The 25,473-nt window shown below is 32.8% G+C and carries 29 protein-coding genes and 1 tRNA gene; 24 read left to right on the top strand and 6 right to left on the bottom strand.

Features of this window, described 5'->3' with window-relative positions:
• The first annotated feature begins 10 nt into the window (after window positions 1-10).
• The 3 genes from zwf to M2373_RS02205 all read left to right on the top strand — a co-directional run bounded on the left by zwf (window position 11) and on the right by M2373_RS02205 (window position 2,719).
• Window positions 11-1,510 carry a glucose-6-phosphate dehydrogenase gene (zwf, locus tag M2373_RS02215; RefSeq protein ID WP_259106989.1) on the top strand — a complete coding sequence of 500 codons (1,500 nt, stop codon included), beginning with the start codon at window positions 11-13 and terminating at the stop codon, window positions 1,508-1,510.
• Between the two features lie 14 nt (window positions 1,511-1,524).
• A complete protein-coding gene (pgl, locus tag M2373_RS02210; RefSeq protein WP_259106987.1) occupies window positions 1,525-2,244 on the top strand; it encodes a 6-phosphogluconolactonase in 720 nt (239 codons plus the stop codon).
• Window positions 2,245-2,533: 289 nt separating this feature from the next.
• Window positions 2,534-2,719, top strand: a complete 186-nt coding sequence (locus tag M2373_RS02205; RefSeq protein ID WP_259106985.1) for a bacteriocin-like protein — start codon at window positions 2,534-2,536, stop codon at window positions 2,717-2,719.
• Window positions 2,720-2,796: 77 nt separating this feature from the next.
• Here M2373_RS02205 and M2373_RS02200 read toward each other — a convergent pair whose 3' ends face one another.
• Window positions 2,797-2,934: a hypothetical protein gene (locus tag M2373_RS02200; RefSeq protein WP_259106983.1), complete on the bottom strand. Its 138-nt coding sequence runs from the start codon at window positions 2,932-2,934 to the stop codon at window positions 2,797-2,799.
• A 484-nt stretch (window positions 2,935-3,418) separates the two neighbouring features.
• Here M2373_RS02200 and M2373_RS22565 point away from each other — a divergent pair, with 484 nt between their 5' ends.
• Window positions 3,419-3,529: a hypothetical protein gene (locus M2373_RS22565; RefSeq protein ID WP_409013178.1), complete on the top strand. Its 111-nt coding sequence runs from the start codon at window positions 3,419-3,421 to the stop codon at window positions 3,527-3,529.
• Window positions 3,530-4,337: 808 nt separating this feature from the next.
• Here M2373_RS22565 and M2373_RS02195 read toward each other — a convergent pair.
• Window positions 4,338-4,414: transfer RNA gene (locus M2373_RS02195), tRNA-Ala, on the bottom strand.
• 34 nt (window positions 4,415-4,448) lie between these two features.
• Entirely contained in the window at window positions 4,449-5,273 is an 825-nt protein-coding gene (locus M2373_RS02190) for a hypothetical protein (RefSeq protein ID WP_259106981.1), read from the bottom strand.
• 207 nt (window positions 5,274-5,480) lie between these two features.
• On the opposite strand from M2373_RS02190, the gene M2373_RS02185 reads away from it, so the two are divergent.
• Window positions 5,481-5,849 carry a hypothetical protein gene (locus M2373_RS02185; protein ID WP_259106978.1) on the top strand — a complete coding sequence of 123 codons (369 nt, stop codon included), beginning with the start codon at window positions 5,481-5,483 and terminating at the stop codon, window positions 5,847-5,849.
• Between the two features lie 66 nt (window positions 5,850-5,915).
• On the opposite strand, the gene M2373_RS02180 is transcribed toward M2373_RS02185, so the two are convergent.
• Entirely contained in the window at window positions 5,916-6,563 is a 648-nt protein-coding gene (locus tag M2373_RS02180; protein ID WP_259106977.1) for a hypothetical protein, read from the bottom strand.
• A 219-nt stretch (window positions 6,564-6,782) separates the two neighbouring features.
• Here M2373_RS02180 and M2373_RS02175 point away from each other — a divergent pair, with 219 nt between their 5' ends.
• The 7 genes from M2373_RS02175 to M2373_RS02145 all read left to right on the top strand — a co-directional run bounded on the left by M2373_RS02175 (window position 6,783) and on the right by M2373_RS02145 (window position 12,918).
• On the top strand, window positions 6,783-7,355 hold the full coding sequence (locus M2373_RS02175; protein WP_259106974.1) for a C40 family peptidase: 573 nt from the start codon (window positions 6,783-6,785) through the stop codon (window positions 7,353-7,355).
• Window positions 7,356-7,419: 64 nt separating this feature from the next.
• Window positions 7,420-8,022, top strand: a complete 603-nt coding sequence (locus M2373_RS02170) for an isoprenylcysteine carboxylmethyltransferase family protein (protein ID WP_259106972.1) — start codon at window positions 7,420-7,422, stop codon at window positions 8,020-8,022.
• A gap of 80 nt (window positions 8,023-8,102) precedes the next feature.
• Window positions 8,103-8,915, top strand: coding sequence for a 2,3,4,5-tetrahydropyridine-2,6-dicarboxylate N-succinyltransferase (locus M2373_RS02165; protein WP_259106969.1), 813 nt, complete (start codon window positions 8,103-8,105; stop codon window positions 8,913-8,915).
• A 29-nt stretch (window positions 8,916-8,944) separates the two neighbouring features.
• Window positions 8,945-10,114 carry a glycosyltransferase family 87 protein gene (locus M2373_RS02160; RefSeq protein WP_259106967.1) on the top strand — a complete coding sequence of 390 codons (1,170 nt, stop codon included), beginning with the start codon at window positions 8,945-8,947 and terminating at the stop codon, window positions 10,112-10,114.
• Between the two features lie 5 nt (window positions 10,115-10,119).
• Window positions 10,120-11,049, top strand: coding sequence for a glycosyltransferase family 2 protein (locus M2373_RS02155; protein WP_259106964.1), 930 nt, complete (start codon window positions 10,120-10,122; stop codon window positions 11,047-11,049).
• 1 nt (window position 11,050) lies between these two features.
• Window positions 11,051-11,827: a polysaccharide deacetylase family protein gene (locus M2373_RS02150; RefSeq protein WP_259106962.1), complete on the top strand. Its 777-nt coding sequence runs from the start codon at window positions 11,051-11,053 to the stop codon at window positions 11,825-11,827.
• Window positions 11,824-12,918, top strand: a complete 1,095-nt coding sequence (locus M2373_RS02145; RefSeq protein ID WP_259106959.1) for a glycosyltransferase family 1 protein — start codon at window positions 11,824-11,826, stop codon at window positions 12,916-12,918. The genes M2373_RS02150 and M2373_RS02145 overlap by 4 nt, the downstream gene beginning before the upstream one ends.
• 57 nt (window positions 12,919-12,975) lie before the next feature.
• On the opposite strand, the gene M2373_RS02140 is transcribed toward M2373_RS02145, so the two are convergent.
• On the bottom strand, window positions 12,976-13,803 hold the full coding sequence (locus tag M2373_RS02140; RefSeq protein ID WP_259106957.1) for a hypothetical protein: 828 nt from the start codon (window positions 13,801-13,803) through the stop codon (window positions 12,976-12,978).
• Between the two features lie 549 nt (window positions 13,804-14,352).
• On the opposite strand from M2373_RS02140, the gene hisG reads away from it, so the two are divergent.
• From hisG to M2373_RS02090, 10 genes are all read left to right on the top strand, one after another.
• Window positions 14,353-15,210 (top strand): ATP phosphoribosyltransferase, encoded by an 858-nt coding sequence (gene hisG / locus M2373_RS02135; protein ID WP_259106955.1) that lies wholly within the window; start codon window positions 14,353-14,355, stop codon window positions 15,208-15,210.
• Between the two features lies 1 nt (window position 15,211).
• Window positions 15,212-16,489 carry a histidinol dehydrogenase gene (gene hisD, locus M2373_RS02130; RefSeq protein ID WP_259106953.1) on the top strand — a complete coding sequence of 426 codons (1,278 nt, stop codon included), beginning with the start codon at window positions 15,212-15,214 and terminating at the stop codon, window positions 16,487-16,489.
• Between the two features lie 3 nt (window positions 16,490-16,492).
• Window positions 16,493-17,518, top strand: coding sequence for a histidinol-phosphate transaminase (gene hisC, locus M2373_RS02125; RefSeq protein WP_259106950.1), 1,026 nt, complete (start codon window positions 16,493-16,495; stop codon window positions 17,516-17,518).
• A 41-nt stretch (window positions 17,519-17,559) separates the two neighbouring features.
• Window positions 17,560-18,654, top strand: a complete 1,095-nt coding sequence (gene hisB / locus M2373_RS02120) for a bifunctional histidinol-phosphatase/imidazoleglycerol-phosphate dehydratase HisB (protein ID WP_259106948.1) — start codon at window positions 17,560-17,562, stop codon at window positions 18,652-18,654.
• The gene (hisH, locus tag M2373_RS02115) at window positions 18,655-19,233 is read left to right on the top strand and encodes an imidazole glycerol phosphate synthase subunit HisH (RefSeq protein WP_259106944.1); all 579 of its coding nucleotides are present in this window, start codon (window positions 18,655-18,657) and stop codon (window positions 19,231-19,233) included.
• A gap of 2 nt (window positions 19,234-19,235) precedes the next feature.
• Window positions 19,236-19,958, top strand: coding sequence for a 1-(5-phosphoribosyl)-5-[(5-phosphoribosylamino)methylideneamino]imidazole-4-carboxamide isomerase (hisA, locus tag M2373_RS02110; RefSeq protein WP_259106942.1), 723 nt, complete (start codon window positions 19,236-19,238; stop codon window positions 19,956-19,958).
• Entirely contained in the window at window positions 19,951-20,703 is a 753-nt protein-coding gene (gene hisF / locus M2373_RS02105; protein ID WP_259106939.1) for an imidazole glycerol phosphate synthase subunit HisF, read from the top strand. The genes hisA and hisF overlap by 8 nt, the downstream gene beginning before the upstream one ends.
• Window positions 20,700-21,290 (top strand): bifunctional phosphoribosyl-AMP cyclohydrolase/phosphoribosyl-ATP diphosphatase HisIE, encoded by a 591-nt coding sequence (hisIE, locus tag M2373_RS02100; RefSeq protein WP_259106937.1) that lies wholly within the window; start codon window positions 20,700-20,702, stop codon window positions 21,288-21,290. Before hisF ends, hisIE begins: the two co-directional genes overlap by 4 nt.
• A 33-nt stretch (window positions 21,291-21,323) precedes the next feature.
• Window positions 21,324-21,479, top strand: a complete 156-nt coding sequence (locus M2373_RS02095) for a hypothetical protein (protein ID WP_259106935.1) — start codon at window positions 21,324-21,326, stop codon at window positions 21,477-21,479.
• A 1,563-nt stretch (window positions 21,480-23,042) separates the two neighbouring features.
• Window positions 23,043-23,417: a hypothetical protein gene (locus M2373_RS02090; RefSeq protein WP_259106933.1), complete on the top strand. Its 375-nt coding sequence runs from the start codon at window positions 23,043-23,045 to the stop codon at window positions 23,415-23,417.
• 28 nt (window positions 23,418-23,445) lie between these two features.
• On the opposite strand, the gene M2373_RS02085 is transcribed toward M2373_RS02090, so the two are convergent.
• Window positions 23,446-23,874 (bottom strand): hypothetical protein, encoded by a 429-nt coding sequence (locus M2373_RS02085; protein WP_259106930.1) that lies wholly within the window; start codon window positions 23,872-23,874, stop codon window positions 23,446-23,448.
• Between the two features lie 366 nt (window positions 23,875-24,240).
• Between M2373_RS02085 and M2373_RS22560 the strand changes: the two genes are divergently transcribed.
• Both M2373_RS22560 and M2373_RS02075 read left to right on the top strand, forming a co-directional pair.
• Complete coding sequence (locus M2373_RS22560) at window positions 24,241-25,005, top strand: hypothetical protein (RefSeq protein ID WP_409013173.1); 765 nt, start codon at window positions 24,241-24,243, stop codon at window positions 25,003-25,005.
• Window positions 24,980-25,456, top strand: a complete 477-nt coding sequence (locus M2373_RS02075; protein ID WP_259106928.1) for a hypothetical protein — start codon at window positions 24,980-24,982, stop codon at window positions 25,454-25,456. The genes M2373_RS22560 and M2373_RS02075 overlap by 26 nt, the downstream gene beginning before the upstream one ends.
• Window positions 25,457-25,473 lie beyond the last annotated feature (17 nt).

Below are 25,473 nucleotides of genomic sequence, written 5' to 3'. Positions count from 1 at the left end.
TTCATATTTTATGGAGGAAAATCATGAATTGCAGCCATCCAGTATAATTATATTTGGTGCAACCGGAGATCTGGCAAAAAGAAAACTGTTCCCGGCTTTTTTTAATCTTTTTATAGAAGGAAGAATGCCCGATCAGTTCAATATTCTGGCATTAGGAAGAGCAGATAAAAATAATGACGATTTTAGAAAATATATCAAAGAAAATCTGATTCTTTTTTCACGTAATCAGGCTGCTATTGATACACATTGGGAAAAATTTCAGTCGCATATTATCTATTTCAGACATCAGATAGCAGAAGAAAACTCTTATATAGAGCTTAATACTAAATTAAAAACTCTCGATAGCGAATACGGAGTAAGAGGAAACAGATTATTTTATCTTTCTATAGGGCCTGATTTTGTTACAACGATTTCAGAACATCTCAAAAATACGGCTTTGGCAGCTAATCCTACACAGGATCGTATTATTATTGAAAAGCCTTTCGGTCACGATAAAGATTCTGCAATTGAGCTTAATAAATTGCTTTCCAGTAGCTTTGAAGAAGAACAGATTTACCGTATCGATCATTATCTGGGTAAAGAAACGGTTCAGAATATTCTTGCATTCCGTTTTGGAAATTCTATCTTCGAACCTTTATGGAACTGCAAATATATAGAGTCTGTACAGATCACTGTTGCAGAGGAAGTTGGAGTAGAATCGAGAGGTGGTTTTTATGAAGGTACAGGTGCGCTTAAAGATATGATCCAGAATCATCTGTTGCAAATCTTATGTATGGTAGCCATGGAGCAGCCGGCTTCTTTGGATTCAGGTGAGATTAGGGATCGTAAAGTGGATGTACTTAAGGCGATCCGAAGAATACCGCTTGATCAGGTTGATCATTATGCCGTTCGCGGACAGTATGGAGAAGGGTTTATTAAAGGGAAAAATGTGAAAGGTTACCGTCAGGAAGACGGTGTTGCCGATAATTCGAATACAGAAACTTTTGTAGCAATAAAATTCTATCTTGATAACGAGCGTTGGGAAGGTGTTCCTTTCTATGTGCGTACAGGAAAAAGAATGCGTGAAAAACAATCCTATATTACCATACAGTTTAAGCCGCTTCCTCAGTCTACTTTTTCAGGTGGAAAACATGAGCTGTCACAAAATAAACTAATTATCAATATTCAGCCATTAATGGATATCAGGCTTCAGTTTATGACAAAAAAACCGGGACTTACCGTTCAGCTTAGACCTGTAGAAATGGTGTTTGACTATTTTTCATGCAAGGAAGACAGTCCGGAAGCTTATGAGACTCTGCTGTTGGATGCTTTGGAAGGTGACCTTACCTTGTTTATGCGTTCCGATCAGGTAGAGGAGGCTTGGGATGTGGTGAAAACTATACAGGAGCACTGGGAAAAGACTCCAGATACTTCTTTTCCAAATTATACGGCCGGAAGCAGTGGGCCGCAGGAATGCGAGCTCCTGCTTCAGAGAGAAGCCCACAGTTGGAAAGAAATTCATAATATTTAAATATTTTTAAGAAAATGAATGTTACAGTTGCAGATAATTTAGATCAACTTTATAAAAACGCCGCAGACCTGTTTACTGTTCTTGCCGAAAAAGCAATCAATAAAAAAGGTAAATTTGTTGTGGCTTTAAGTGGCGGGAGTTCTCCAAAAGCCATCTTTGAGCTGTTGGCTTCGAAGAGCTATGCAGAAAAAATAGAATGGAACAAGGTTTACTTTTTTTGGGTAGATGAGCGTTGGGTTCCTTTGAATGATGAAAAAAGCAATGCGAAAATGACTTTTCAAACACTCTTGAACAAAGTTCCTGTGAATGCAGATCAGATTTTCCCAATGTTTAGAGAAGGGATTTCTGCTGAAGAATATGCAGCAGAATACGAGACGCAGATCAGAAACGTTCTTGGTGAGAATGACAGCTTCGATTTTATTCTTTTAGGAATGGGGGATGATGGGCACACGGCTTCGTTATTTCCGGGAGAAAAAATCCTGAACGAAAATAAAAAATGGGTAGATGCTTATTTTCTGGCACCACAAGATATGTACAGAATTACTTTGACTGCACCTATCATTAATAAAGCTGAAAATATTTTGGTAGTTACTTTTGGTGAACAAAAAAAACACGCCCTGAACGAAGTTTTAAATGGTGAGTATAATCCTCAATTGTACCCTTTACAACTGATCAAACCGGAAAATACCGAATTACAGATTTTAACGACTTCAGAAACAATTGAAATGAAATAATTTTTAAGCTTATCAACTTTAAATTTTTTCATGAACTATAATTTAATAGGTTGTCTCAATTTTGAGACAACCTATTTTTTGTATTTAAACATAAAGAAAGCGCAAGAAAATCGTCTGATTTAGTCTTTCTATAAGTTCTTTTCGTTTACAATTAGAGCGTGTTCGTGTTGATTATTTTCTATTAAAATGCATTTTATAGGTAATATTTTTTTTATATTTAGTTAAATATGAGTTTTTTGTTAATTTAATTGCTAACTTGTTATGACTTAATCATTAAAAAATTAAAACCATGAAAAATTTAAAAAAACTTTCAAGAGAAAGCCTGATTTCTATTAATGGAGGAATAGAGGCTTGTGTTCAAAACTGTATAGTAGGATACAAAAAATGCTGTACGCGGGGACTGCCTTATTATTGTGCTCCTGTTGGAGAGGTTTGTAGGAGTAATGGACCAGGGAATCCTGGTGAACCGGTATAATTTAATCTTTTCCATTTGATATAGAGGCTGTCTTTTAACAGCCTTTTTTTATTTCTATTCAGGAAATATATCGAATATTAAGGCTTTCCGCACATTAAAAGTAAAAAGCTTTTCTCTATTTTTTCTTCGTAAAAACTACATTGCATAAACCAGTTATTATTCGAACTGGTTACTGTGAAGTCGGAGCGCCTGCATCCGAAATTAAAATTTTTCATACGTATTAATTTCTGTTACCTATTAACACGCTTCCAAAAGATGAAATAAAGAAAATCCTTACTATTTTATAAAATTTATTATTGTAAAATATTAATAATAAGAATGTTAAATAAGTGTGTTGAGGATACGGGGATTTAAACGAATTTAAATGCGTATTGATTGCCAGTTGTTTATGTTTTTATTTGTAGTCATTTACACCTACTATAAATTTACTGTTTTTACTATTTTAAAATTTTACTATATTTTAAAATCAATCTAAATAAGTCCTTATTTAAAATTCATAATCACCATCTTTTACATTGTATTGTTGTAATGGTTTGCTCAAAAAAAAAATAAAAAATATTTCATTGTAGTATTGTTTTTAAAAATCCCCCACCGTAAATTTACTGTAAAGAGAGTTGGGAATGGAGAGGGTAAAGCCTAAGAAGTGCGCTATATGTAGTCAGGAATTTATACCAAAAAGCTTGGTAATAAGAGAATAAGATACAGAAGGAAAAGTTTAAGGCTTATAAATATTGGCTGCAGGATCTGCAGAAATTGTTTAATGAGAATATCCGAGAAAGAGAAAAAGGAGTTGTCGCGTATTGTATGTAGTTGCGGGAGCTCTAATGGATCAGTTTCAAGGAATTATCGAGGGTCGGAGTATATACCGGTTTTCTTAGTAAAAAACACTTTATAATATATCTTCTTAGGCTGAGGATTTTGTTAGTGCAAATTATTTGATCGCCAATGATACTATTTGCATTGCTCAAAATAGACCAATTGATATATTTTCTACCTTTGTAATTAGGTTAATTATAGCAAATAATAAAGTAAAGAATTTTGTAATCTCAAATATTTTCGCTATTATTTTAATAAAAGAATACGAAAACAATATAAATATAAAAACCACCTTTGAGATTGGAGTCTGATGGTGGCTTTTATTGACTTAAAAAAAACATTTCAAGTAAAAGGTAACGGCTTTTAATGTTTATTTATGTTACCGAATTAAAAAAATGACTTTTTTATTAGAATTCCTCAATAATGAGGAGGTTGTTAACTATGAACAACATTTGACTTTTTGCTACTTTCTTTTCGAAATTTTAAAATCTTTTAAAAAGAAAGAAAAGTAATTTTCTGAAATTCTAGTAGCTGCAACTACTAGAATTTCTTATACAAATGTATTAAAAAATTAGTACATACTAAAATTTTTAGTAATGTACATGAATTTTTTTTTATTTATTCTATTAGTTAAATTACTCAAAAATAATCGGTTATATTTAAATCAACATAAAATACAAATAAAATGAGAACATCTGAAATTTTTGTAATAAAATTCGTAGCGTATTAATTTTTGTTACTGATCAATACGCTTCCAAAAAGCTGAAAATAAAGAAAACCCTTTGTAAGAAAGGGTTTTAAGTGGTGGAGGATACGGGGATCGAACCCGTCACCTTTAGACTGCCAGTCTAACGCTCTAGCCAGATGAGCTAATCCCCCTAATCCGCAGCAAATATAGAAATCTTATTTGAAATTACTTATATATTTTAAGATTAATATGAGTTTTAGTAGGGTCTTCATAGGTAAAGTCGTCAATATCAAACCTTTTATTTTTCCATTCCGATGAAATTTCTTTGTAATGAGTTTTATCGGAATATTGTCGGTAAGAGAGAACCTTTGTTTCAGGATTAAAAAATATTTTCTTGCTTTCTATAGGGTAAGTCGTTGCTGTTCTGTAATCTAGGTTGAATCTTTTCCTTTTTTCTCTGAATGATTTATTGTAATAAGGCTCACTAAGGGTCATACCAAAGCCTTCGCCTCGAAAAGCTTCCGCATTTTCCCATTTCTTATCCTTGGAAAGCATATAGACTGACGCTGTTTTATCGCTTGACATATCTTCAATAACTAAATAATACTGCTGATCAACAGCAAATATGCCATCCAAAAAAATCACACTATTCAAGCTGCTGTAGACAATGCTGTGCGTAGAATTGTCAACGATAAAATACCTGTTTGCATGGTCACTCTTGTAGCTGTAGGCTGAGAAACTTTTACCATTATTGCTGAAAGTAGCCTTGTATATGAACTTTTCAGTGTCAATACTGTACTTTTTATAAACGTCATTATAAGGTTCGGTGAATATTTTATCATTATTCGTTACAATCAGTTTGCGGAAAGAATTTGCGATATTTTTATGCCATTGTTTAATATCTTCAACACACTTGTTTTCATATCTGCACTTGTTAAAATCAGTAAAAATTTTTGTAAAATCTTTAAGCTCTTTCTCTTGCGCATTTACATTGGATAAAAACAAAAAGCCGGAGGCTATAGTCAGCAATATTGTAGGTCTGTTTTTCATTCTGAAGATTAGATTTTCAAAAATAAGATATTCATATGAAAAGAAGGAATGAAAAAAACATCAAATTATTGATTTCATCATAAATATAGTAGAAAAACAGAATTTTATAAAGTAATAAAAAATAAACCTTGCAAAAAGATGAACAGATTAAATTAATATTATATATTTGCGAAATTCAAAATCTAACGTGAACTGATTTTTAAAACTATGAAGAAATTTTTTTTACTCTTATTAACCGCTTTTTTATTTATCGGATGTAGTTCTGATGATGATACAATTTACGATTACATTGGTACGTGGTCCGGAACTTACGAAGGAAGTGATAAAGGAATATGGAATTTTGTGGTTGCCAGTGATGGAAAAGTAACAGGAACGATGCATTCTGATATTAATGATGAAAATTATAACATTTCAGGAAGTGTTTCTACATCGGGAGAACTTACGGGTTCTATTGGATTACCTTCAGACGGAACTTTCCGTGGGACATTAACTACCGAGAAAAAAGCTGAAGGAAGTTGGGTAAACTCAGTTCCTACTCCTGAAAGATCAGGATCTTGGAAGGGAGAGAAGAAGTAAATAACAATTCAGAATATATAAAAAAGACTATCTAATGATTTAGGTAGTCTTTTTTTAGGTCCGGATTTATAGAAATCCCATATTCAAAATCTTATGATCTTTTTTCAATGCTGCAAAATACAAAATAAGATCTTCCTCAGGAAAAGAGTTTTGAAAAGAGATTTTCTTTTGATCTCTGATGATACTTTGTTCCGAAAAATATTCAGTGAGATAGTTTTCATAATCAATTTTCAGACTGATAAGTTCTATTTCATCAGCTGAAACTTCATGATTGAGAGACAGTATCGGGTAATTTTTCTCTTTTGAAACTGATAAAATATGATTCAGATTAGGCTGAATTCCAAACTGAAATTCTCTCAGGATTTTGGGCCCGTTTTTATGGAAGAGGCCATTTCTGACAGTTCTTTTTCCTCGCTCAGAAAGGCTGTCAAGATCTTTAATCTCAGTCATTACTTTTGCAAATTTCTGATAGAGTAGAGGGTCTACGGCTTCTTTTATAAAGTTGTCAAGAGCTTGCCTGATGATTTTTCCAACTTTGGAGCAGTGCCCAAATTCAGAACTGTTTTGTCGGACTTTTTCATAAGACGGACTTTTTTTAAAAGCCGTTTTATTGAAACCGCTTTTCTTCCGCACGACATTTTTGCCATTCAGTTCATAAAAAACAAGATCGCCGACTGCGCCCTTTATCTTAATCAGACTTTCGTAGGTTGCCATGTATAAGTTTTGAAAATATTTATTACAAAAAGCATTACTGGATTAGCAAAAAATTTCGTGCTGTTTGTGTTTAAATAAAGATCAAATATAATGATAATTAATTGAATATTAATTTTTAACATATATTTATCATATAGTTCTAGTATAGTTTTAATATAATTAAAATATAAATTTATATATTTGTCTTGAATTAGTTACTTTATTAAAAATCAGAAGGATATGAAAACGGGAGTATTTGAAAATCATTTAAGAATAAAGCAGCTGTCTGTTTTACTGATTGCCTCTTCACTTATTGTTTCCTGCGGAAGTTCAAAAAATGTTGCCACAAAGAAAAATACCGGCACAAAAACAATAGCGAAAACCGAAAACCTTCGTAAACTGGATTCAAAATTTGACGGTAAAGTTTCAAGATCAATCAATGATATTTTAAAAGATGCCGAAAAATATATCGGAACACCTTATAAGTTTGGAGGAAATACATCTTCGGGATTCGACTGCTCCGGATTTACAGTAAAGGTGTTTGAGGAAAATGACTTCCAGCTTCCAAGAAGATCTTCCGACCAGGCTGAAGCAGGAAATAAAATTGATATAAAAGATGCAAAACCAGGTGATCTTTTATTCTTCGCAACTTCAGGAGGAAGCAGAGTTTCTCATGTGGGAATCGTTCATGATATAGGAAATGACGGTGAGGTAAAATTTATTCACGCATCTACTTCAAAAGGTGTGATTATTTCTTCGTTAAACGAAAAATATTGGAATAAAGCCTATCTCCATGCACAAAGAGTTTTATAAACACGATAGTTTGCAATAGAATTGCATCTCTGAAAAAATGAAATTTGTTAAAAAATTATTAATTATGACAGATTTCATCAGAATTTTTATTCCGTTATTTTTTATCCTGTTCTTTATGACAGCATTCGTTGGAATGAGTTGTATTGTTGCAAAGAGAATAGGAAAAAATCCCGATCATCTTCCAAAAGACGATTCTGCGTATGGTTTGATCGGAAGATATTTCAAACTGACTTTAATCACTCTGTTTCTTTACACCATTTTTCTGTTTCTTTTTCCTTACGAGATTTTATTAAGCTTTAAAATCAATTTTTTAGATGCTGAGATTTTGAAACTGACAGGAGCTTTTCTCATGGTTTTAAGTTTTATCTGGGTGATTGTCGCTCAATACAATATGAAAAATTCGTGGCGAATCGGGATTGATAAAGACCTGAAAACAGATTTAATTACCGAAGGGCTTTTCAGGTACTCCAGAAATCCTATTTTTCTTGGCATGATTGTAAGCTTAGCAGGATTATGTCTTTTGTTACCCACTTTAATTTCCCTGATTTTTTTAATAATAAGTGTTATACTAATTCAGATTCAGATAAGACACGAAGAGGAATTTTTATTACAGCAGCATGGAACCGCTTATCTCAATTATAAAATCAAAGTGCGACGGTTGATTTAAATCATTCCAACTTATCCGATTTCAAAATGTTTTGCTGAACTTTTTTGTATCTTTGGCGCGAATAATTTTAAACTAGAAAGATGTCGTTACAACAAACAATTGAAAATATCTGGGACAACAGAGAATTATTGCAGAACGAAGAAAGCCAAAAAGCAATCAGAGAAGTAATCTCTTTGGTTGACAAAGGTGAACTTCGTACAGCAGAGCCTACAGAAAACGGATGGCAGGTAAATGAATGGGTAAAAAAGGCTGTGGTAATGTATTTTCCGATCCAGAAAATGGAAACTATCGAAGTAGGGCCATTTGAATTTCATGATAAAATGCCTTTAAAGAGAAATTATGCTGAAAAAGGCGTAAGAGTTGTACCACATGCAGTAGCAAGAGAAGGAGCGTACATTGCTCCGGGAGTTATTATGATGCCTTCTTATGTAAACATTGGAGCTTACGTAGATTCAGGAACAATGGTTGATACGTGGGCAACAGTAGGTAGCTGTGCACAGATCGGTAAAAACGTTCACTTAAGTGGAGGTGTTGGAATCGGTGGTGTATTGGAACCGCTTCAGGCTGCTCCGGTAATTATTGAAGACGATTGTTTTATCGGATCAAGATGTATCGTGGTAGAAGGAGTACACGTGGAAAAAGAGGCCGTTTTGGGTGCGAATGTTGTGTTAACTGCTTCCACTAAAATTATTGATGTAACAGGAGATACTCCGGTAGAAATCAAAGGAAGAGTTCCTGCCCGTTCTGTCGTGATCCCAGGAAGTTACACAAAAAAATATCCGGCTGGAGAATATCAGGTTCCTTGTGCTTTGATCATCGGTCAGAGAAAGGAGTCTACTGATAAAAAGACGTCTTTAAATGATGCATTGAGAGAGAATAATGTTGCTGTTTAAGATTATATTTTAAACTAAAACCCACAATCTTGAAAGAAAAATTTCTTAAAATACTTTTAAACCCTAAATATATATTTGGGGTTTATCTTATTATATCGGTTGTTACTGCCATTTCCAAATATTTAAGAGGGGATTATGCAATTAATAATTATCTGATTTTTAAAAATGTATTTTTTAATACGGTCAATCAGAAAAATTTATTTATCCATTATCCGGATCTTTATTTTGATCTCAACCACTATGGTGTCTTCTTCAGTGCACTGATTGCTCCTTTTGCGGTAATGCCCGACTGGCTGGGTATTTCCCTCTGGAATGTAGCCAATACTTTTATCTTTATTTACGGAATTTATAAACTCCCGTTTTCAGATGCTAAAAAAGCCATTTTTGGACTGCTTTGTCTGCAGGAATATATTACAGCAGCTTTAAGTTTACAGTTTAATGTCGCTTTGACAGGGCTTTTGCTACTGTCGGCAACTTATATTTATGAAAGAAAAGAAGTACAGTCTGTTACGGCAATTTTGATAGGGATTTTTGTGAAAATCTATGGGATTGTAGGTCTTACTCAGTTCTTTTTCATCAAAAATAAGGCTAGATTTATTATTTCGGGATTGGTTATTGCTGTTATATTCTTTGCCCTTCCGATGGCTTATTCAAGTCCTAAATTTGTGATTCAGTGTTATTCTGACTGGTTCCAGTCGATTGTTGAAAAAAATAGCGAAAATCAGGTTCTGGGAAATATGCAGGACATTTCACTGATGGGGTTTTTCAGAAGAATTTTAGGCGATGCTTCGATTTCAAACCTAGTATTTTTGGCGGTGGGCTTACCTTTATTTGCAGCACCATACATCAGAATTAAACAATATAAAAATTACGCATTTCAGCTCATGATTCTTGCTTCGACTTTACTATTTCTGGTATTGTTCAGCTCAAGTTCAGAATCTCCGACATACATTATTGCTGTAGTAGGAGTTTTAATCTGGTTTTTCCTTCAGAAAGAAAGAAAACCATTGATCATCGGACTGTTGGTTTTCGTCATTATTTTCACATGTTTTTCGACTTCCGACTTATTTCCGAAATTTGTAAAAGAAAACTACATCATTAAATATTCTTTAAAAGCTGTACCTTGTATTATCGTTTGGATAAGGGTAACCTATGAACTTTTAACCAAAGATTTTGAAAAAAATTATAGCCTGAATTAATAAATATGAAAAAAATTTCAATTGTAATTCCCGCCTATAACGAAGAAGGAAATGTTGCCATGATTCATCAGAAAATAAAAGATATTTTTGATGGATTGGATCATTATGGTTTCGAAATCATATTTGTAAATGACGGGAGCAGAGATAATACGCAACAAAAATTAGAAGCGCTTTCCCAACAGTACGATGAAGTGAAATTCATTGAGTTTTCAAGAAACTTCGGACATCAGCCTGCTGTAAAAGCGGGAATAGATAATGCCCGGGGAAATGCTGTAATTTCAATGGATGGCGACCTTCAACATCCTCCGGAACTGATTCCTGAAATGATAAAAAAATGGGAAGAAGGTAATGATATCGTTTTTACAATAAGAACGTATCCTAAAGAAATTTCATGGTTTAAAAGAAAAACATCTGACTTTTTCTATAAAATATTATCGAGCCTTTCGGACGTAAATCTTACCAAAGGAGGTGGCTCAGATTTCAGATTGATGGATGCCAAAGCCGTGGAGGTGATGCGAAGCTTTAACGAAGATGATTTATTTTTAAGAGGATTAACGAGCTGGATGGGCTTCAAACAAGTGGGAATCGACTTCACAGCCTGTGAAAGATTATCAGGAGAAAGCAGCTACAACCTTAAAAAAATGCTCACATTTGCATTCACAGGAATTACCGCTTTTAGTGTGAAGCCTTTGTATATTGCTGCTTATTTGGGTTTTTTATTCTCTGCCATTTCAGTGTTGGGGTATGGGACTTATGTCATTCATTCTTTTATTGCACATACTGAAATATCAGGTTGGGCATCATTAATTATGACGATTGTTTTCTTCGGAGGGCTACAGTTAATTATTATGGGAATTATAGGAATTTATTTAGGAAAAATCTTTAAACAGGCGAAAGAAAGACCTAATTATATTATCAAAAACAAAAATTTTTAGAATGGTTTTATTAAGTTTTGATATCGAAGAATTTGATATGCCATTAGAATATAAAGGAACAATTCCTTTTGAAAAGCAGATTTCAATTTCACAGACAGGACTGGAAAGAATTTTAGATATCCTGAAAAAACATAACGCAAAAGCCACCTTTTTTTCAACTGTCGTTTTTGCGGAAAACAGCAAAAATCTTATTGAAAGACTTTTAAATGAAGGCCATGAACTGGCTTCTCACACTTGGTTTCATTCAGATTTTGAAGAAAAACATCTGAAAGAGTCTAAAGACAGGCTGGAAGAGTTGTTCTCCACAAAAGTGACTGGGCTTCGGATGCCCAGAATGATGCCTGTGAGCAGGAATGCTGTGGAAAATGCAGGATACGCTTATAATTCATCGATAAATCCTACTTTTCTTCCGGGAAGATATAATAACTTAAAGGTATCGAGAACCTATTTTAAAGAAGGTAATGTGACGCAAATTCCGGCTTCGGTTTCTCCGAATTTCCGAATTCCTTTATTTTGGTTAAGCTTTCATAATTTTCCATTATCATTCTACAAAAAGCTGGCATCAGATGTATTAAAAAAGGATCGTTACCTGAATATTTATTTCCATCCCTGGGAATTTTCCGAAATTAAAGATGAAGCCTTTAAACTGCCTGGTTTTACTGTTAAAAACTCAGGAAAAGAGATGGTGGAAAGATTTGACGAATTTGTAGGCTGGCTTAAAAATAAAAACCATAGCTTTGGAACGTTTCAGGAATTTCAAAAACAAATAGAATCATGAAGATTGCCTTTGATGCCAAGCGTTTCTTTCATAACACTTCAGGATTAGGGAACTATTCCCGTGATCTTGTACGTATTTTAACAAAATATTTTCCTGAGAACGACTATATTTTACTGAATAAAAATAAATCGGAAAGAGGAAAAGAGATTTTAGAAAATCCGAATGTTCATTTTATCGGAACTTCCAAAGGAAACATGTCCAGACAGTTCAAAATGGGCAAGGATGCCCAAAAACAAAAGGCAGATATTTTCCATGGATTATCAGGTGAGTTACCTTTAAAATGGGACAAAGCTCCGATCAAAAAAATTGTAACCATTCATGATCTTATATTCGTAAGATATCCTCAATATTATTCATTTTTTGACCGGAAAATTCACCTTTGGAAATTCAAAAAAGCGGCTCATACCGCAGATAAAATTGTTGCGATTTCGGAACAGACAAAAAGAGATATTATACAGTTTCTGAAAGTTCCTGAAAATAAGATTGAGGTTATTTATCAGGGCTGCCATCAGGCTTTTAAAGAACAGCAGTCAGAACAGATAATTAAAGAAACCAAAGAAAAGTTCAGGCTGCCTGAAAGGTTTATTTTAAATGTAGGAACTATTGAAGACCGAAAAAATCTTCTGAATGTTGTCAAGGGAATTAACGGGAGTAATATCCCGCTTGTAGTGGTTGGAAGAAAAACAAAATATTTTCAAAAAATTGAAACATTTATCAAAAAAAATAAACTTGAAAATCAGATTTATTTTCTTGAGAGCGTTTCAATGGATGAATTGGCTGTAATTTATAAGCTTGCTGATATTTTTATTTATCCGAGTTTTTTCGAAGGTTTCGGAATTCCGGTAATCGAAGCGCTGTTTTCTAAAACAGTTGCTGTTACAAGCAATACAAGCTGCCTTCCCGAAGCGGGCGGACCGGATTCTTTATATGTGGATCCCAATAATTATTTAGATATTCAGTCTAAAATAAAATTTTTATGGGACAATGAAGCCGAGCGTAAACGACGCGCAGATAAGGGTTTTGAGTTTGTTCAGAAATTTAATGATGAGCCTATTGCCAATGAGCTGATAGATCTTTATCTGTCTATTTAAAAAAATAACTAAACAAAAAAGTCTTCTGTAATGGAAGACTTTCTTATTATCGGATAGCTATTCAACTTCAAAAGGAACAGCATACATTTGAACGTATGGTCCGTAACTTCCTGCATCAAATCTGAATCTCATATTTCTTGTGGCGGTACTTGTCCAGTTACCGTTTGACATATAAACCCACAGATACAAAGTCGTTGGAGCTGTAATATTTACCGCAATATTTCCGGACCCGTAATAATCCGGGCTTGCCGCAGCACTATTGTATAAACGGGGAATAATAATCGATTTTATAGGAGAAAGATAGGTAGGAGCTATATTACTGGTAGCGGAAGTTGATAAAAAGACCGATGCAAAACCATCATTTACATTACTGCTGGATGCATTGGTGCCGGTAGGCGCACACCACATTGTGAAATTGACCTGATATTTTCCGGGAGTTAAAGTAATATAAGCTCCTGAATAGGCAATCCTTTGGTCTCCGGTGATTTGAGGGTCATCAATTGTGGTTACTGTTTGCTCTGCAGTGGGAATTATGGCTAATTTAGCAAGACTCGTTCCCGGAGCCGACCATCTGGCATTTCCATTAGAGTCTGAGGTTAAAACTTTTCCTAAACCTTGAGTAGTATCTGTAATTTTTAAAGCATTTCCTGTGGTAGAGTTAATTTCCAGTTTGGCAGTTGGAGTAGTGGTTCCTATTCCTACATTTCCATTCAGATCAACAGCGACATCATTTAGCTGTTGTACCTGACTTGGATTTCCTGTTGCAGGGTTATCTTTCATTCCGTCTATATGAAAAGTCGTTTGTGGGTTTGAAGTATTAATTCCCACCTGGCTGAACGCAAATGAACTCAACAGACCCATTAATGTTACTAAATGTTTTTTCATTAATTTTAGTTTATTATGATACAATTAATTTATTGAAAATCGGAAATGAGTGATAGGTGTTGTTTTTTAAATATAATTTGGAATTTAATTACAATCAGCCATGTGTCAGAAATCGCTTTATTGAAAAGCTTTTTGATTATATTCAAAAAATATTTACGGGCGCAAATATATTAAATCAAAATCATTAAATTAAAATTTTACATCAATATATATTAAATTTAAAAATATATTAGTTTATAATTTATTTATTATTAATATTTTTCTTTAAAATCATCAATAATCAATTTTGGCGAAATTAAATTTGCAGGGTTAAAAAATAAAACCATACCTTTGTCATTCAAAATTTCAACAATGAAACCGGATTTTTTAACAGTACATCATTATTATCATCATCTCTGCTAGACGGAATTGTTGATATATGACTATGTTAAAAATCAAAATAATTAAAAACCGTCTGAGTAAATAGACGGTTTTTTTGTTTCTAAATTTATCCCGGGAAATTTTTTCAATTCAACCATTTTTTATTTGCTCAGACTCAACAGAAGTATAATGAGTAAATTAAAAATAGCAATACAAAAAAGCGGAAGGCTCTATGAAGAATCTCTCCAGCTTCTTAAAGACTGCGGAATTTTCATCAACAACGGAAAAGACCAGCTTAAAGTTTCTGTCGATAATTTCCCTATGGAAATCATGTATTTACGGAACTCTGATATCCCTCAATATCTGGAAGACGGCGTGGTAGATATCGCGATCGTAGGTGAGAATCTTTTAGTCGAAAAACAAAAAAATATTGAAATTATTCAGAATCTGGGATTCTCAAAATGTCGGGTTTCCCTGGCAATTCCGAAAGAAATTGAAACAGATGATATTCAGTATTTTGAAGGTAAAAAAATTGCAACATCTTATCCGAATACTCTTAAAAATTTCCTTCAGCAAAATAAGGTCTCAGCAGATATTCATATTATTTCAGGTTCTGTGGAAATCGCTCCCAATATAGGGCTGGCAGACGGAATCTGTGATATTGTAAGCTCAGGAAGTACCTTGTTCAAAAATGGCTTGAGAGAGACGGTTACTTTACTAAAATCTGAAGCCGTTCTTGCAAAAACTTCGAGTCTGAATCAGGAAAAATCTGAAATCCTTTCAAAATTTCTTTTCAGGATACAAGCTGTTTTAAAAGCGAAAAATTCAAAATATATCCTGATGAATGTTCCCAATGATAAAATTGAGATCATTTCAAAAACACTGCCTGTTCTTAAAAGTCCGACCGTCATTCCGCTGGCTCAGGAAGGATGGAGCAGTATTCATTCTGTAATTGATGAAGAAAGATTCTGGGAAGTTATTGATGAACTTAAGGAGAAAGGTGCTCAGGATATCCTGATTATTCCAATTGATAAAATGGTAATATAATATGAAAATTAATAAATATCCCGGAAGAGATATCTGGACTGAATTAATAAAAAGACCCGAACTCAAAAGAGAGGAATTGACATCGGTTATCGTTGACATTTTTAACGAAGTTGAGAAAAACGGTGATAAGGCTATCATTGAATTTAATAAAAAATTTGATGATGCTGATACTGAAAATATTCAGGTTTCTGAAAAAGAAGTTAATCAGGCAGCCAATTTAATTAGTGAAGAACTTAAGAAAGCTATTCAAGAAGCTCAGGAGAATATTATAAAATTTCATGCTTCTCAAAAAGCTGAAGATAAAAAAATAGAGACAACTTCCGGTGTAATCTGCTGGAGAGAAAACAGGGCGATTGAGAAGGTCGGAATTTATGTTCCGGGAGGTACTGCTCCTTTATTTTCCACTGTTTTAATGTTGGCTATTCCCGCACAGTTAGCCGGTTGTAAAGAAATAATATTATGTACTCCTCCGGATAAAAAAGGAGAGATTAATCCTGCAATTCTTTATGCGGCACAGCTTTGCGGAGTTACAAAAATATTTAAAACAGGAGGTGCTCAGGCCATTGCCGCTATGGCATTAGGTACAGAAAGTATTCCGAATGTGTATAAAATTTTCGGACCGGGAAATCAGTTTGTAATGGCTGGTAAAGAATATGCCCAGCGTTACGGAGTGGCTGTTGATATGCCTGCGGGACCGAGCGAGGTATTAATTATTGCAGATGAACAGGCCGTTCCTGCATTTTGTGCTGCAGATTTGCTGTCACAGGCGGAGCATGGAAGTGACAGCCAGGTGATTTTTATTTCAACAGACGAGAGAATTTTTACTGAAACGATTGAAGAAATAGAAAAACAAATTAAAGAGCTTCCCAGAAATGAATTGGCAGAAGAATCTTTGAAAAACAGTCATTTTATCCTTTTGGGTTCAGTTGAAGAAGCTGTAGAATTCAGCAATTTATATGCTCCTGAACATTTGATCTTAGCATTGGGAGATTTTGAAAAATATACCTCCGGAATTCAAAATGCAGGATCTGTTTTCCTTGGAAATTATTCTTGTGAGAGTGCAGGGGATTATGCAAGCGGAACAAATCACACTCTTCCGACCAACGGTTTTGCAAAAAATTACAGTGGGGTTTCACTCGACAGTTTTGTAAAGAAAATAACCTTTCAGCATTTATCAGAAACAGGACTTCAGAATTTAGGAAAAACAATAGAATTAATGGCAGAAGCAGAAGGATTATTTGCTCATAAAAATGCCGTAACCATCCGATTAAATCAATAAAAAATGACAACAATTACTATAACAGATCTCGTCCGAAAAAATATATTGGAACTACAGCCTTATATCAGCTTCAGAGACCACAATGAATTTAATGCTCCTGTTTTGCTGGATGCTAATGAAAGTCCGTTTGGCGAGTATAATCGTTATCCAGATTCTACACAGAAAAAATTAAAAACAAAATTGGGGAAATTTAAAAATGTATCTCCTGATCAGATTGCTGTTGGAAACGGAAGCGATGAATTAATTGATCTCATCATTAAAGTATTCTGTGAACCAAAGGAAGATTCAGTTTTAATGATGAATCCATCATTTGCGATGTATGGTTTTTATGCATCAATTAATGAAAACCAAGTAGTAAAATTAAATTTAAATGAAAATTTTGAGATTGTAAAAGAGGATTTTTTAAAAGTAATCAACGAAAACGAATTGAAAATATTCTTTTTGTGCTCACCCAATAACCCTACAGGAAACAGTATTGAAGATATTGAGTTTTTTATTCAGAACTTTAAAGGAATTGTAGTGGTTGATGAAGCTTATATTGAATTTTCTGAAAATAAATCAAGCCTTGAATTATTAAACAAATATCCTAATCTGATTGTCCTGCAAACCTTTTCAAAAGCTTGGGGAAAAGCCGGGGCAAGGGTGGGAGTCGCTTATTCATCTAAAGAAATTATAGGTTTTATCAATACGGTGAAAGCCCCTTATAATGTAAATTCTTTAAGCCTGGACCTTATTGTAGAATGTCTTGATAAAGTTTCTGATTTTGAACAGAATGTAGGAAATATTCTAACGGAAAAAGATTGGTTAAGGAAAGAAATGTCAAATATTCAGTGTATCAAGAAAATATTTCCAAGTGATGCTAATTTCTTTTTAATTGAATGTACAGACATTGAAAAAGTGTATCAGGTATTGTTGGAAAAAGAAATCCTGACCAGTAAAAGAAGCCCGCAAATCCCGAATTGTATTCGTATAAATATTGGAAACAGAGAAGAAAATATAAAATTGATTCAACTATTGAGAATTTTGTAACCTAATAAGTTTTCAATAACAGAAAAATAATGATTGAAATTATGAAGAAAGTATTATTTATAGATCGGGACGGAACCCTAATTATAGAGCCACCCACAGATTTTCAGGTAGATTCTCTGGAAAAGCTGGAGTTTTATCCCGGAGTATTTCAGAATCTCTCAAAAATTGTTAAAGAGCTGGATTATGAATTGGTTATGGTAACCAATCAGGATGGTTTAGGAACAGAAAGTTTCCCGTATGACGATTTTATTAGACCTCATGAAAAAATGATGCAGGCATTTGAAAATGAAGGCATTGTTTTTAATGATGTTTTGATCGATAAAAGTTTTGAACATGAAAATTTATCTACCAGAAAACCTGGGACGGCAATGATGGGGAAATACATTTATGGGGACTATGATCTTAAAAATTCTTTTGTCATTGGAGATCGGGAAACGGATATTCAGCTTGCAAAAAATTTGGGTTCAAAAGCGATTTTTATTAATAAATTTTCACATAACGATGCTGAATTAACGACGGAAAAGTGGACTGAAATTTATCAATATTTAAAACAAATTCCAAGAAAAGCGTCCGTTTCAAGAAAAACAAATGAAACAGATATTGAAATTGAGGTTAACCTCGATGGTAGCGGAAATGCAGAGATTTCAACAGGATTACACTTTTTTGACCATATGCTTGAGCAAATTTCTAAACATGGAAATTTAGATTTAAAAATTAAAGTGAAAGGAGATTTACAGGTTGATGAACACCATACAGTCGAAGATACAGGAATTGTTTTGGGAGAAGCTATTTCAAAAGCACTAGGCAAGAAAAAAGGAATTGAAAGATATGGTTTTCTGCTTCCTATGGATGACTGCCTGGCTCAGGTAGCAATAGATTTTGGTGGTCGTCCATGGCTGGTCTGGAGTGCAGTCTTTAAACGAGAAAAAATAGGAGATGTACCTACTGAAATGTTTGAACATTTCTTTAAATCTTTCACAGATTCTGCCAGATGTAATATAAATATTTCTTCTGAAGGAGAAAATGAACACCACAAGATCGAATCGATTTTTAAAGCCTTTGCAAAATCTATAAAAATGGCAGTCAGTCAGACCGATCAGAATTTTAATTTACCCTCAACAAAAGGAAGCTTATAAATGGTTGCAATTATAAAATATAACGGCGGAAACGTCAATTCCGTGCAGAATGCTTTAAACAGATTGAATACGGAATCTATAATAACAGATGATTTTGAGATCATCAAAAAAGCAGATAAAGTGATTTTTCCGGGAGTGGGGGAAGCATCTTCGACGATGAAGAGTTTAAAGGAAAAAGGGCTGGACCAGTTGATTCCGGGTTTGAAACAGCCTGTTTTAGGAATTTGTCTGGGGATGCAGTTGATGTGCAAAAATAATGAAGAAGGAAATACTGCAGGCATGGGGATTTTTGATATTAATGTCAAAAAATTTCCGGCAAAAGATTTGGTTCCGCATATGGGCTGGAACACTATTTCCAACTTTAAATCATCTGTTTTTTCAGGAATAAAGGAAGAAAGTGATGTTTATTTTGTTCATAGTTTTTATTGTGAAGTATCTCAGAATACAACTTCTATCTGTGATTATATCTTGCCATTCAGTGCATCTCTGCAGAAAGATAATTTTTATGCGATGCAGTTTCATCCCGAAAAATCAGGAACAATAGGAAGCCTGTTATTAAACAATTTTTTAAAATTATAAGTATGAAGATTATTCCTGCTATCGATATTATTGACGGAAAATGTGTACGTCTTTCCAAAGGAGATTATGATACCAAGAAAATTTACAGTGAAAATCCTGTGGAAATGGCGAAGGAATTTGAAAACTCCGGAATACAGTTTCTGCATCTTGTGGATCTGGATGGTGCTAAATCCAGGCATATTGTTAATCAGAAAGTGTTGAAAAGTATTGCCAAAGAAACATCGCTGCATATTGATTTTGGTGGCGGTTTAAAAACTCTGGAGGATATTGAAATTGCGTTTGATTCAGGGGCAGCTCAAATCACTATCGGAAGTATTGCCGTTCAGGATCCCGAGTTTTGTTTTGGACTGATTGAAAAATTCGGACCTGAAAAAATTATTCTGGGTGCTGACTGCCAGAATAGAAAAATAAAGACATCCGGCTGGCTGGAAAACAGTGATAAAGAGGTGATCGATTTTATGATGGCCTATCAGAAAAAAGGGATTAAAAATGTGATCTGTACAGATATTTCAAAAGATGGAATGCTTGAAGGTCCGTCAACTGATCTCTACAAAGAAATTATAGAGAAGACAGGTGTAGAATTGGTTGCCAGTGGCGGTATTTCGTGTATTGAGGATGTCTACAGAATGAAAGAAATCGGATGCTCGGGAACTATTATCGGGAAAGCTATCTATGAAGGAAAAATAAGTGTACAAGAACTTCAAAATTTTATAATTAATGCTTAAAAAAAGAATTATTCCGTGTTTGGATATTAAAAACGGAACCACCGTAAAAGGGGTTAACTTTGAAGGTCTTGTAAATGCCGGAAACCCGATTGAACTGGCTAAAAGATATGAAGAAGAAGGGGCTGATGAATTGGTTTTTCTGGATATTACAGCAACGCTTGAAGAGCGAAAAACGTTCGTCGGTCTGGTTAAAGACATCGCAAAAGAATTAAGCATTCCTTTTACAGTGGGGGGCGGAATATCATCAGTGGAAGACGTCAGAAGGCTTTTGGAAGCAGGTGCAGATAAAATCAGTATCAATTCCTCAGCGGTTAAAAATCCTGATCTTATTGCTGAACTGGCTAAAGAATTTGGAAACCAGTGTATTGTTGTTGCGATCGATACCCGGTTTGTTAATGGTTTTGACCGTGTATTTGTTAAAGGAGGCAGGGAAATAACTGACTTAAAAACATTAAACTGGACCAGGAAAGCAGAGGACTTGGGAGCCGGAGAGATTCTTTTGACTTCGATGGATGGAGACGGAACAAAAAACGGCTTTGACCTTAGAATTACAAAAATAATTTCGGAAAACCTAAATATTCCGGTTATTGCTTCCGGAGGAGCAGGAAACATAAATGACTTTGAAGACGTATTTAATAAAACTCTTTCAACAGGAGCGTTGGCTGCCAGTGTTTTTCATTTTGGAGAAATAAAAATTACAGATTTAAAAAATGAACTAAAATCTAAAAAAATTGCAATACGATGAAAATTAATTTTGATAAAAAGGATGGGTTAGTTCCTGTTGTTATACAGGATGACAGAACCCTGCAAGTACTGATGTTGGGCTATATGAATGCAGAAGCCTTTGAAAAAACACAAAAAGAAAAACTCGTCACTTTCTTCAGTCGTTCAAAAAAACGGCTCTGGACAAAAGGTGAAGAATCCGGGAATTTTTTAACGGTGAAAAGTATTGATATAGATTGTGATCAGGATACGATTTTAATCAAAGCTGTTCCTAAAAATGTAGTATGCCATACCGGGAGCTTCAGCTGTTTTGGAGATAAGAATAATAAGGGATTTTTATATGAACTGGAAAGTAAAGTTTCGCAGAGAATTGATGAAAAAACTGAGGAATCATATACCTATTCTCTTTATAAAAAAGGGATCAATAAAGTTGCTCAAAAAGTAGGAGAGGAAGCTATAGAACTGGTTATTGAGGCCAAAGACAACAATGATGATCTTTTTAAAAATGAAGCGGCTGATCTTTTGTATCATTTCTTGATTTTATTAAAGACAAAAAGTTTTATTTTGGAGGAAATTGAAGAGGTTTTGAAGGAGAGAGATAAAAAGTAAAATTAAAACCAAGATATTAGAATATCGTTTTAAATGAGAAAAATAATCATTCTTTCATCATTAATATTTATTTTTAACTGTACTTCAAATCCTGTAACCGGAGTAAGCTTTACGGATATTTATGAGTATACTGATGATAATCAAACCGTAAAAATAATAGTAATAGAATTTTTATTGAGTAAAAAATAGAGGCTAATAAGGTTAGGCTATGTCAGATTTTCTGATAGTATTGAGGAATTTTTGGAATATCCATATCAAATAGGAGATTCTGTCTCAAAAAAGAAAGGTGATTCTATTGAATACATAGTATCATAAGAAATAATTTATTAAAGAAAGCCAGAAATAACGGTCTTTTAAAATAAAAAAATAGAAACATGTTTATTAAAATATTACATACTTTATTCTTTGTAGCAATAAGTTATATAATCTTCATGAAGTATAACAAACAAATAAAATTACGAAGAGGTCTTATGATATGTTTAGCGATTTACTTATCAGGACTATTTTTTATAAATACTTACTATGATGTTATCTCTAATAAGCTGCTAATCATTTTACTGTCATTTTCAGGATCAATACTTATATTGAATATAATGAAAGAATTTGTCAGTCTGGAAAATAATAAATTTTCAAGACAAAATATAATGGTTAAAAATAACTACGGAAGCATAAAGAATATAATTTTTAGGAAAATATTACCTATTCTAATCTTATTGTATCAGATATTACTTATCTGGTTTCCTGTTATATTTGAAAGAATGTCTGAGAGATAGAAATAAATTTAAGTGTTTAAAATAAAGAAATAGTGTAGCAATGAGTATAATAAAAATAAAACTTGTATTTGCTACATTTGTATTTATAATTGTCACATTATTTTTATTCCGAAGTGAGCTGAAAAATGCTAAAAGAAATGCCAAATATACTGTTGCATATATAATCAGTGATTGGCATCAAAAGAACAATAATGGTGTTGGAACTTATTTTTCGTATTATGTAAATGGAAAAAGAATTGACAGAACTTGTGCTAGTAGTTTAAAAAAGGAACCAGGTATATTTTGTTATATGATTCTATATACCCTAAAAATTATATAATCATGAATTATCTGGTGAAATAAAAGCTCCTGTAAAAATAGATTCTGCTGATTTAAAGTTTTATTTTGAAAATTGAAATTATAGAGTAAAAATATTCATTACACATTTCTGATTTAGATTCATCATAAAATATAACTTGTTTTGTGGAAAAAGCATGAAGGAAAACTGGTTGATTATTAAATGTTTACAAAAATTACAAAAGTTTATAGAGATAGAAATGAGCATAATTTTTTGTTTTTAAAATATTCTAATGGTTCAGTGGAGTTATTTGATTATCCATATAAAGCAGGAGATTCGATAGAGTACATATTTAGAAAAGATACTATTTAAAAAATAATTTGCTTTAACATGCTAGAAAAGAAATAAATGAAATAAATGAAGACGCTGCTTAATTGCGGCTGTTTTTCATAACACTACTACTTACTTATAAATAATATCCAGGTGCAAATGATTATATAGAAGATTCCTGAAGTAGAAAGAACCAACCTTGAAGTTTGCCCCAACTTCCGAAGGTTATTTTGATTTTTAGGAAAATAAGTATATTTACAATTATAAAGATCATTTAGGAAATGTATGGGTAGGTTATTTTAATAATGGCTCCGGAATAGAATTTCTTGAAGAGGTAATTCTTTTTTTGAGCAAAAACATAAACTTGGGTACGTGGAGAATGATTTTAATATACAAATTGACAAATCCGGCAAAAAAACTATTATAATATTTATAGCTTTTTTTGTGTGTATTTTTTTATTTACTATCATATATCTAATAATTAATTCAAATTCTGAAAGAGAACAAAAATTATTAAATGTAGAAAGGTATACTAAAGTTGTTGAAGTTTATCCTAATAAAGATCAACACAATCTTGGTTATGTTAGATTTTCTAATGGAATTAATGAATTTTTGGAATATCCATATAAAGTAAATGATTCTATATCAAAGAAAAGAGGAGATTCTATAGAATATATTTTCAGGAATGATAGTATAATAATAAATAATTATTTAGAAGAAGCAAGAAAAAATGGTCTTTTAAAATAAAAAAACAGCCACTTTTAGTAGCTGTTTTTTATTTTGTCAAACTTACATCGTAGCCTACAATTTTAATAGAATCGTCATTTTTTTCCAGAGTAAATTTTTCTTGTGTATTTTGTATATTTCTTTTTACTTTATACGATAAAACATATTGAGATTTTGGTTGAGTGCCGACAGAAACAAAAGTTTCCCAAATTGTTAATTGAGTATCAGAAATCTTATCACCACACTCTGCATTAATATCATCAATCATCTGATTTAGCTGCTTTTTATTAGTTGTCTCAAAAAAATTATTATCAATTAATTTAAAAGCCTCTTCTCTATTGTTTTTTTTAAGAAGACTATAAAACTTTTTAGTAATCTTTTGAGCATCTTGTTTATCTCCTTCTCTGTTATGATATGTTTTATCAAAATTACAGCCTAAAAAAAGAAAAGAAATCAATATTAAAACGTACTTTTTCATAACACTACTACTTATAAATAATATCCAGGTGCAAATGATTATATAGAAGATTCCTGAAGTAGAAAGAACCAACCTTGAAGTTTGCCCCAACTTTGGAAGGTTATTTTGATTTTTAGGAAAATAAGTATATTTACAATTATACAGATCATTTAGGAAATGTATGGGTAGGTTATTGTAACAATGGCTACGGAATAGAAGTTCTTGAGGAGAGTAATTACTATCCTTTTGGATTAAAACATCAGGGATATAATGTCTTAAGTGGAAATCCTGATTATAATTATAAGTATAATGGTAAGGAATTGCAGGAGACGGGCATGTATGATTATGGGGCGAGGATGTATATGGCTGATTTAGGTAGATGGGGTGGTGGATCCACTGGCGGAAAAAGATAGAAGATGGACACCTTATCGCTATGCTTATAATAATCCTGTGATATTTATCGATCCGGATGGTCGAAATGAAGATATCTACGAAATGGCTGAAAATGGTAATTTGACAAATAGAGGAGATTCAGATCGAGATGTTATTTATACTTCCAAAAATTTTGAAGGAGAGGGTAAAGATCGGAAATTAAAAGATAATAATGATGGAGGGTATGATATTGGTAAAAAAGGCTTTATTAAAGATAATAATCATCAATATTTAGCAACAGGAGATAAATATATGGACTTCAAAGGAAATGAAGCAAAAGGTATTGAGTATTTTAATCAAGTAGGTGATTGGATGAAAGCTGGAGAAGTAAATGTTGAATTTGGAATCCAAACAGCTGAAGTAAATAGTAAAGATAATACAGTTGTTTATACATCTCATAAGGGAGAGACTGCAAGTCCGGTTTACGGAGGTAGTGATGTTAAATTAAGTGGACATTTACATCCCGGATTTATGGACTCTGGAGGAACTAATTTTTCAGGTCCTGTAAATCCAAGTGGTTTTCTTATGTCTAAATTTCCAACGAAGGAAAACGGTTATAGCTTTTCTACAATAAAAAATACAAATAGAGTAGATAGAATATCTGCAGAAACAATGCCTAATGCTGTACATTTCATTTATTCTCCTAACTATAACACAACTGTGATATACAATAGTTCTCAAATAATTAAAGCTTATGAAGGAAAATTTAAAAAAGATTAAAATAATAGTGTTATTGATAGTGTCATTATTAAACCATAATTGTTTAAATGTGACTGCCCAAAAAAAAGATGAAGTTTTTAATGACTATTTAGAAAATAAGATTAATGATAGAAAATTTTCCTTTTTAGAAATAAATTTCATTAAAAAATGTAGTGATAATCAATTTTTATTTTCTTTATCAGAAATGTCTTATAATGATAATATTTCTAAAAGATATAAGATTTATACATATAATAATACTTTAATAATTTATGATATAGATGAGTATGAAAAGGATAAAGATGTTATTGATTTTTTTGATTCTTATTTAAAAAGAATCAAGTACGATATATATATTTTACCAAAAGGAAATCAATCTTTGATTAATGCAACAGCTTTATATTTTAAAAATGGCAAGCTAATTACTGATGATACTAAAATTCACTCTTTTATGGAGAGTAATTGTAAATAACAACAAACCCACTGCAA

It is taken from the genome of Chryseobacterium sp. JUb7, from assembly GCF_024806495.1.
Lineage (GTDB): Bacteria > Bacteroidota > Bacteroidia > Flavobacteriales > Weeksellaceae > Chryseobacterium.
Note: the sequence above shows the minus strand (reverse complement) of the source record. Positions and strands in the feature narration are given on the sequence as shown.

What these genes read in the sequence shown, in the direction of transcription:
- zwf (WP_259106989.1), top strand. Translation starts at nt 11, where the DNA reads ATGGAGGAAAATCATGAATTGCAGCCATCCAGTATAATTATATTTGGT.
- pgl (WP_259106987.1), top strand. Translation starts at nt 1,525, where the DNA reads ATGAATGTTACAGTTGCAGATAATTTAGATCAACTTTATAAAAACGCC.
- M2373_RS02205 (WP_259106985.1), top strand. Translation starts at nt 2,534, where the DNA reads ATGAAAAATTTAAAAAAACTTTCAAGAGAAAGCCTGATTTCTATTAAT.
- M2373_RS02200 (WP_259106983.1), bottom strand. Translation starts at nt 2,934, where the DNA reads ATGAAAAATTTTAATTTCGGATGCAGGCGCTCCGACTTCACAGTAACC.
- M2373_RS02190 (WP_259106981.1), bottom strand. Translation starts at nt 5,273, where the DNA reads ATGAAAAACAGACCTACAATATTGCTGACTATAGCCTCCGGCTTTTTG.
- M2373_RS02185 (WP_259106978.1), top strand. Translation starts at nt 5,481, where the DNA reads ATGAAGAAATTTTTTTTACTCTTATTAACCGCTTTTTTATTTATCGGA.
- M2373_RS02180 (WP_259106977.1), bottom strand. Translation starts at nt 6,563, where the DNA reads ATGGCAACCTACGAAAGTCTGATTAAGATAAAGGGCGCAGTCGGCGAT.
- M2373_RS02175 (WP_259106974.1), top strand. Translation starts at nt 6,783, where the DNA reads ATGAAAACGGGAGTATTTGAAAATCATTTAAGAATAAAGCAGCTGTCT.
- M2373_RS02170 (WP_259106972.1), top strand. Translation starts at nt 7,420, where the DNA reads ATGACAGATTTCATCAGAATTTTTATTCCGTTATTTTTTATCCTGTTC.
- M2373_RS02165 (WP_259106969.1), top strand. Translation starts at nt 8,103, where the DNA reads ATGTCGTTACAACAAACAATTGAAAATATCTGGGACAACAGAGAATTA.
- M2373_RS02155 (WP_259106964.1), top strand. Translation starts at nt 10,120, where the DNA reads ATGAAAAAAATTTCAATTGTAATTCCCGCCTATAACGAAGAAGGAAAT.
- M2373_RS02150 (WP_259106962.1), top strand. Translation starts at nt 11,051, where the DNA reads ATGGTTTTATTAAGTTTTGATATCGAAGAATTTGATATGCCATTAGAA.
- M2373_RS02145 (WP_259106959.1), top strand. Translation starts at nt 11,824, where the DNA reads ATGAAGATTGCCTTTGATGCCAAGCGTTTCTTTCATAACACTTCAGGA.
- M2373_RS02140 (WP_259106957.1), bottom strand. Translation starts at nt 13,803, where the DNA reads ATGAAAAAACATTTAGTAACATTAATGGGTCTGTTGAGTTCATTTGCG.
- hisG (WP_259106955.1), top strand. Translation starts at nt 14,353, where the DNA reads ATGAGTAAATTAAAAATAGCAATACAAAAAAGCGGAAGGCTCTATGAA.
- hisD (WP_259106953.1), top strand. Translation starts at nt 15,212, where the DNA reads ATGAAAATTAATAAATATCCCGGAAGAGATATCTGGACTGAATTAATA.
- hisC (WP_259106950.1), top strand. Translation starts at nt 16,493, where the DNA reads ATGACAACAATTACTATAACAGATCTCGTCCGAAAAAATATATTGGAA.
- hisB (WP_259106948.1), top strand. Translation starts at nt 17,560, where the DNA reads ATGAAGAAAGTATTATTTATAGATCGGGACGGAACCCTAATTATAGAG.
- hisH (WP_259106944.1), top strand. Translation starts at nt 18,655, where the DNA reads ATGGTTGCAATTATAAAATATAACGGCGGAAACGTCAATTCCGTGCAG.
- hisA (WP_259106942.1), top strand. Translation starts at nt 19,236, where the DNA reads ATGAAGATTATTCCTGCTATCGATATTATTGACGGAAAATGTGTACGT.
- hisF (WP_259106939.1), top strand. Translation starts at nt 19,951, where the DNA reads ATGCTTAAAAAAAGAATTATTCCGTGTTTGGATATTAAAAACGGAACC.
- hisIE (WP_259106937.1), top strand. Translation starts at nt 20,700, where the DNA reads ATGAAAATTAATTTTGATAAAAAGGATGGGTTAGTTCCTGTTGTTATA.
- M2373_RS02095 (WP_259106935.1), top strand. Translation starts at nt 21,324, where the DNA reads ATGAGAAAAATAATCATTCTTTCATCATTAATATTTATTTTTAACTGT.
- M2373_RS02085 (WP_259106930.1), bottom strand. Translation starts at nt 23,874, where the DNA reads ATGAAAAAGTACGTTTTAATATTGATTTCTTTTCTTTTTTTAGGCTGT.
- M2373_RS02075 (WP_259106928.1), top strand. Translation starts at nt 24,980, where the DNA reads ATGAAGGAAAATTTAAAAAAGATTAAAATAATAGTGTTATTGATAGTG.